Below are 5,193 nucleotides of genomic sequence, written 5' to 3' on the forward strand. Positions count from 1 at the left end.
TAATTTTTTGAGTCGTTGCTCTTGTTTCATTCATAATAAAAATATTTTCATCTTTTAATATTTTTGCAGCAGGTAAATTATCAGGTATTTTAATTGGCATAATGACACCTCTTTTCATTGTTATATATTTTAACATAGATTATCATAGACTTGAACATTTATTTCGTATAAAATAAAGAAAAAAGGAGTTTAAAGATGAAAGATAAACTATTATTAAAATACAAAAACGAATGCCTTAATGTATATAGTCAAGATGAATTAAAAAAGTGTTCATATGATTATATTATAGTTTTTAAAGAATTAACCGAAAGTTATGTAAATGATAACATACTGTATACTAATTATGAATCATTCTTTGCTCATGATTATTTAAAATATCCTATTCCTCCTATTCGTAAACCAAAGAAATTATTAACTTATGAATCTGGAATAGATATTATGAAAAAAATCAATTATGGTGTTCTGACAATTAAAGCTGAGATTCCTTATTGTGTACATTTGAATCATTTTATTGTTGAGAATCATCTGTATTTTCATTGTAGTCGTCAAGGATATAAGCTTAATGGTCTAAATCATTTGGCTAGTTATACTGTAGTTGAAGATTTAGGAATACACCAGGAAGTTTTCACGAACAATCATCAAAGTGTTTGTGTATATGGTATTTTACAAGAAGTCAAAGAAAATAAGAAAGCATTATTGGATGCTTTCTTACAAAGATATACGCCTGAATTTTCAAAAGAATTAAATGAAACTGTAGTCCATAATACAATGATATTAGAATTAAATATTATTCATATGAGTGCAAAAAAACATTTTCATTAAAATGAAATTAATTCATTAAAGACTTGTATAATAAATGCATCACTCATACCAGCTAAATAATCTATTATACTTTTTTCTAATGCTTGAGAATCACAAATAAAGTCATAAACAACTTTATTTGTGTATTCTTTTTTTCTTTCATGATTTTCAAATATAGCATATTTTTCTAACCATGTTATATAATGATGTATAAGTTTAGGATATTGATCTTTATCCTTTTCTAAAGTTGATAATATATCATCAGATGCTCCATAAGCATACAAAAAATCAAAAAGTGAATGAAGTATCAATGAGACATACTTCTCATGAATTTGAACACGTTTAATAAGATAAATATTCTCGTAATTAAATTTCATAATCACTTTCATTTTTTCAAATGCTTCCTCTGAAAGGCCTATCCCTTTGTTTACATCTGAATTTTCTATGACATCATGAATAAAGTAATTAACAATGGCACCATTGTTAATTGCATGGAACTGATAATCACCCATGGTATTTAATAGTTCTTTTAATTCATCGACTTTCTCCTGTTTTAAAACATGTAAACGTAATGCATCTTCTATATCTCTAGCAAGATATGCAATCTTATCAGACATTTTCACTACACAGCCTTCATATGTCCAAGGATTATATTGTCCTGCATATTGGTAATCATTAAGATCAATAACTTCATCTCTTTTTTGAATGAATTTTTGATTCATCTCACCACAATGAGAAATAATTCCATCACGCAAAGCATATGTTAAATTTAAATTATGCTGATAATGATTATTATCTTCTAATAATTCGATATCATCTACAAAATGTAAACTATTTTTTTCATGCCAGAATTTATCTAAATGATGTTCTTTAGCAATAGTTGTTAAAATCATTTCTCCTCCATGACCAAATGGTGCATGACCTAAATCATGGCCTACTGCTATAGCTTTTGTTAATTCAGTATTTAATCCTAACTCACTAGCAATTGTATGTGATACAGACTCAACGAGATTAACATGTTCACTTCTTGTGCAAACATGATCATCTTCAACTGCAAAAAAGACTTGTGTCTTATGTTTTAATCGACGATATGCTTGAGAAAATATAATTCTTGTATAATCACGTCCAAATTCACTTCTTAAGTCATGACGTCTTTGATATAAATTTTGTTTTCTTGATATAGCTATTGAATATTGCGGATGATTTTCATCCATAGCATATTCTTTAAATTTTTGAGTTTTCATTTTATTCACCCCTTAGAAGTATGTTATACTAAAATAGAGGTGAAAGCAATGAATAAACTATTATTTTGTGACCAACTGTATTCTTTAATTAAAGATGAAACAAATATAATTGCAAATTTATCTAATATAACTGCATTTATAAATCAAAATTTTGAGAACATTAATTGGGTTGGTTTTTATTTACGAGAAGAGAAAGAACTTGTTTTAGGTCCGTTTCAAGGTAAAGTGGCTTGTGTCAGGATTCCTTTAGGAAAAGGAGTTTGTGGAACAGCTGCCTATCGCAATAGAATTCTTAGAGTTCCTGATGTTCATCAGTTTTGTGGGCATATTGCCTGTGACAGTGATAGTAAAAGCGAAATTGTCTTACCTATTGTTGTACATAATGAAGTTATTGGCGTCCTTGATATTGATTCTCCTTCTTATAATCGATTCTCTATAAAAGATGAAGAATTGTTAAAAGAAGTGATGAAAATCATTGAACAATGTGTATTTTTAAGAGATGAAGAAATATAGAAAAACGTATGAAACAAATAAGTTTCATACGTTTTTCATATGTTTATTTTGTTGCAGTTTCAACTAATGCAACGACTTCTTCCATAGTTCCACAATTAATTGCTTTATTTGCTAATTCAGCCATTTCAGCCTGAGAAAGTCCTCTAATTAACTTTCTTTGTGCTAAAATTGATGTAGCAGACATTGAAAATTCATCAAGTCCTAATCCCAATAACAATGGAGCAGCTAAAGGTTCACCAGCCATTTCTCCACACATACCTGCCCATTTACCTTCTTTATGTGCAGAATCAATAACATGTTTAACCAATCTCAAAATAGATGGATTAAATGGTTGATATAAGTATGATACTCCTGAAGACATTCTATCAGCAGCAAATGTATATTGAATTAAATCATTTGTTCCAATTGAGAAGAAATCAACTTCTTTAGCAAATTGATCAGCTAATACAGCAGCAGCAGGAATTTCAATCATAATACCAACTTGAATAGTATCAGAAACAGCCACACCCTCAGAAACCAATTTTTCTTTTTCTTCTAATAAGATTCCTTTTGCCTTTCTAAACTCACTTAAAGCAGCAATCATAGGGAACATAATTCTTAAATCGCCATGTACAGAAGCTCTTAATAAAGCCCTTAATTGAGTTCTAAAAATATCTTCTCTTTGGAAACATAAACGAATAGCACGTACACCTAAGAATGGATTCATTTCTTTTGGTAAGTCAATTGCTTCAATTTCCTTATCTCCACCAATATCTAAAGTTCTTACAACAACTGGTTTACCAGCCATTCCTTCCAATATTTCTTTATAAACTTCATATTGTTTATCTTCAGTTGGCAATTCAGCAGATTCCATATATAAGAATTCAGTTCTAAATAATCCAACACCTTCACCACCATTTTCTCTAACACCTTCAAGATCTTTTGGTGAACCAATGTTAGCAACCAATTCAACATGATGTCCATCAGTAGAAACAGTTTTTTCATTAACCATTTTCTTTAATTCTTCACGATATGCTTTATATTCATCACGTTTTGTAGCATATTCAGCAATTGTAGTTTCGTCAGGATTAATCATGACAACACCTTCAATACCGTCTAAAGCAATCATATCTCCATCATTAACTTCTTCTGTAATTGTTTTGCATGCTACAACTGCAGGAATTTCTAAACTTCTTGCCATGATAGCAGAGTGAGATGTTCTTCCACCAATATTTGTTGCAAAACCTCTCACTAAATTTTTATTTAATTGTGCAGTATCAGATGGTGTCAAATCATCTGCAATGATGACAACTTCTTCATCAATTAATGCAGGATTTGGTAATGGTTTCCCTAATAAATTTGCTAATAAACGACGAGATACATCTTTAATATCAGCAGCTCTTTCTCTAAAGTATTCATCACCCATTGATTCAAACATAGAAACAAACATAGCAGCAACTTCATCTAAAGCAGCAGCAGCATTACATTTTTCATTTCTAATTTTATCCTCAACTTGAGTCTTCAATTCTGGATCAGATAACACAAGCGCATGTGCATCAAATACAGCCGCTTCTTCAGCAGATAAATTTTTTGAAGCTGCTTCTTTAATAGATTCCAATTCTTTTGCAGTGCGTTCCATTGCATCTTCATAAGATTTTATTTCTTTTTCTACATCCTCAACAGTAACCTTTTCAACTGTTAAATCTGGCATAACTAATTTGTATGCTTTTGCAATAGCGATACCATTAGATGCCGCAATACCTTTTATCATTGTCATTTTGACCTACCTCCATATAGATTTATTTTACCTTATTTTCACAACAAAATAAAGGGTTATCGTTTAAAAATAAAATTTTCACAATTTGAAAATTAGCCTTTAAATTGTTTAGCCTTTGGTATATAATGATGATAGATTATAGGAGGGACAAAAATGAAAGTCATTATTGTAAAAGATTATGAAGAAGCAAGTCAAAAAGCTTGTGAAATTATGTTGGATGTTGTCAAAAACAATCCAAAAGCAAATTTAGGTCTAGCAACTGGATCTACACCAATTAGAATGTATGAATTGATGAGAGAAGATCATAAGAAAAACGGGACTTCTTACAAAGATATCAAATCATTCAACTTAGATGAATACTTTGGATTAGATCAATCTCATCCACAAAGTTATCACTATTTTATGTGTCACAACTTATTTGATGAGTTGGATATTAACATGAATAATGTTCATGTACCTAAAGGTAAAGGAAATATTGATGAAGAATGTGATGCTTACAACAAGTTATTAGATGAAAATCCAATTGATATTCAATTATTAGGGATTGGTTCTAATGGACATATCGGATTCAATGAACCAGGAACTTCTTTTGATTCAGTGACACATAAAGTTGAATTAAAACAGTCAACTATTGAAGATAACGCGCGTTTGTTCTTTGATGGTAAAATTGAAGATGTACCTACTCAGGCCGTAAGTATGGGTATTGCAAATATCATGAAAGCAAAAAAAGTTTTACTTATTGCTTGTGGTGAAGGAAAAGCAAAAGCAATCTATGGAACTGTTGAAGGTCCTAAAACAACAGAAATTCCTGCAAGTGCCTTGCAAGATCATCCAGATTGTATTATTATTGCTGATGAAGCTGCAGCTCAATTATTAACT

Annotated in this window: 6 protein-coding genes; 3 read left to right on the forward strand and 3 right to left on the reverse strand. The window is 30.2% G+C overall.

All coding sequences use genetic code 11. The features are described from left to right. On the reverse strand, positions 1-100 hold a 100-nt coding region (locus BN350_RS21865), incomplete at its 3' end, for a homoserine O-acetyltransferase/O-succinyltransferase family protein (protein WP_044600307.1). Between the two features lie 95 nt (positions 101-195). Between BN350_RS21865 and BN350_RS12605 the strand changes: the two genes are divergently transcribed. Then, on the forward strand, positions 196-822 hold the full coding sequence (locus BN350_RS12605; RefSeq protein WP_028043929.1) for a pyridoxamine 5'-phosphate oxidase family protein: 627 nt from the start codon (positions 196-198) through the stop codon (positions 820-822). Here the strand turns inward: BN350_RS12605 and BN350_RS12610 are convergent. After that, positions 819-2,045 carry a deoxyguanosinetriphosphate triphosphohydrolase family protein gene (locus BN350_RS12610; protein ID WP_028043930.1) on the reverse strand — a complete coding sequence of 409 codons (1,227 nt, stop codon included), beginning with the start codon at positions 2,043-2,045 and terminating at the stop codon, positions 819-821. The genes BN350_RS12605 and BN350_RS12610 overlap by 4 nt on opposite strands. Before the next feature lie 48 nt (positions 2,046-2,093). Between BN350_RS12610 and BN350_RS12615 the strand changes: the two genes are divergently transcribed. Next, complete coding sequence (locus BN350_RS12615) at positions 2,094-2,558, forward strand: GAF domain-containing protein (RefSeq protein ID WP_028043931.1); 465 nt, start codon at positions 2,094-2,096, stop codon at positions 2,556-2,558. 43 nt (positions 2,559-2,601) lie between these two features. On the opposite strand, the gene ptsP is transcribed toward BN350_RS12615, so the two are convergent. Further along, the gene (gene ptsP / locus BN350_RS12620; protein ID WP_420885240.1) at positions 2,602-4,308 is read right to left on the reverse strand and encodes a phosphoenolpyruvate--protein phosphotransferase; all 1,707 of its coding nucleotides are present in this window, start codon (positions 4,306-4,308) and stop codon (positions 2,602-2,604) included. A 159-nt stretch (positions 4,309-4,467) separates the two neighbouring features. Here ptsP and nagB point away from each other — a divergent pair. Next, a partial coding sequence (gene nagB, locus BN350_RS12625) for a glucosamine-6-phosphate deaminase (RefSeq protein WP_028043933.1) occupies positions 4,468-5,193 on the forward strand: 726 nt, incomplete at its 3' end.

The organism is Candidatus Stoquefichus massiliensis AP9, from assembly GCF_000455285.1.
Lineage (GTDB): Bacteria > Bacillota_I > Bacilli_A > Erysipelotrichales > Coprobacillaceae > Stoquefichus > Stoquefichus massiliensis.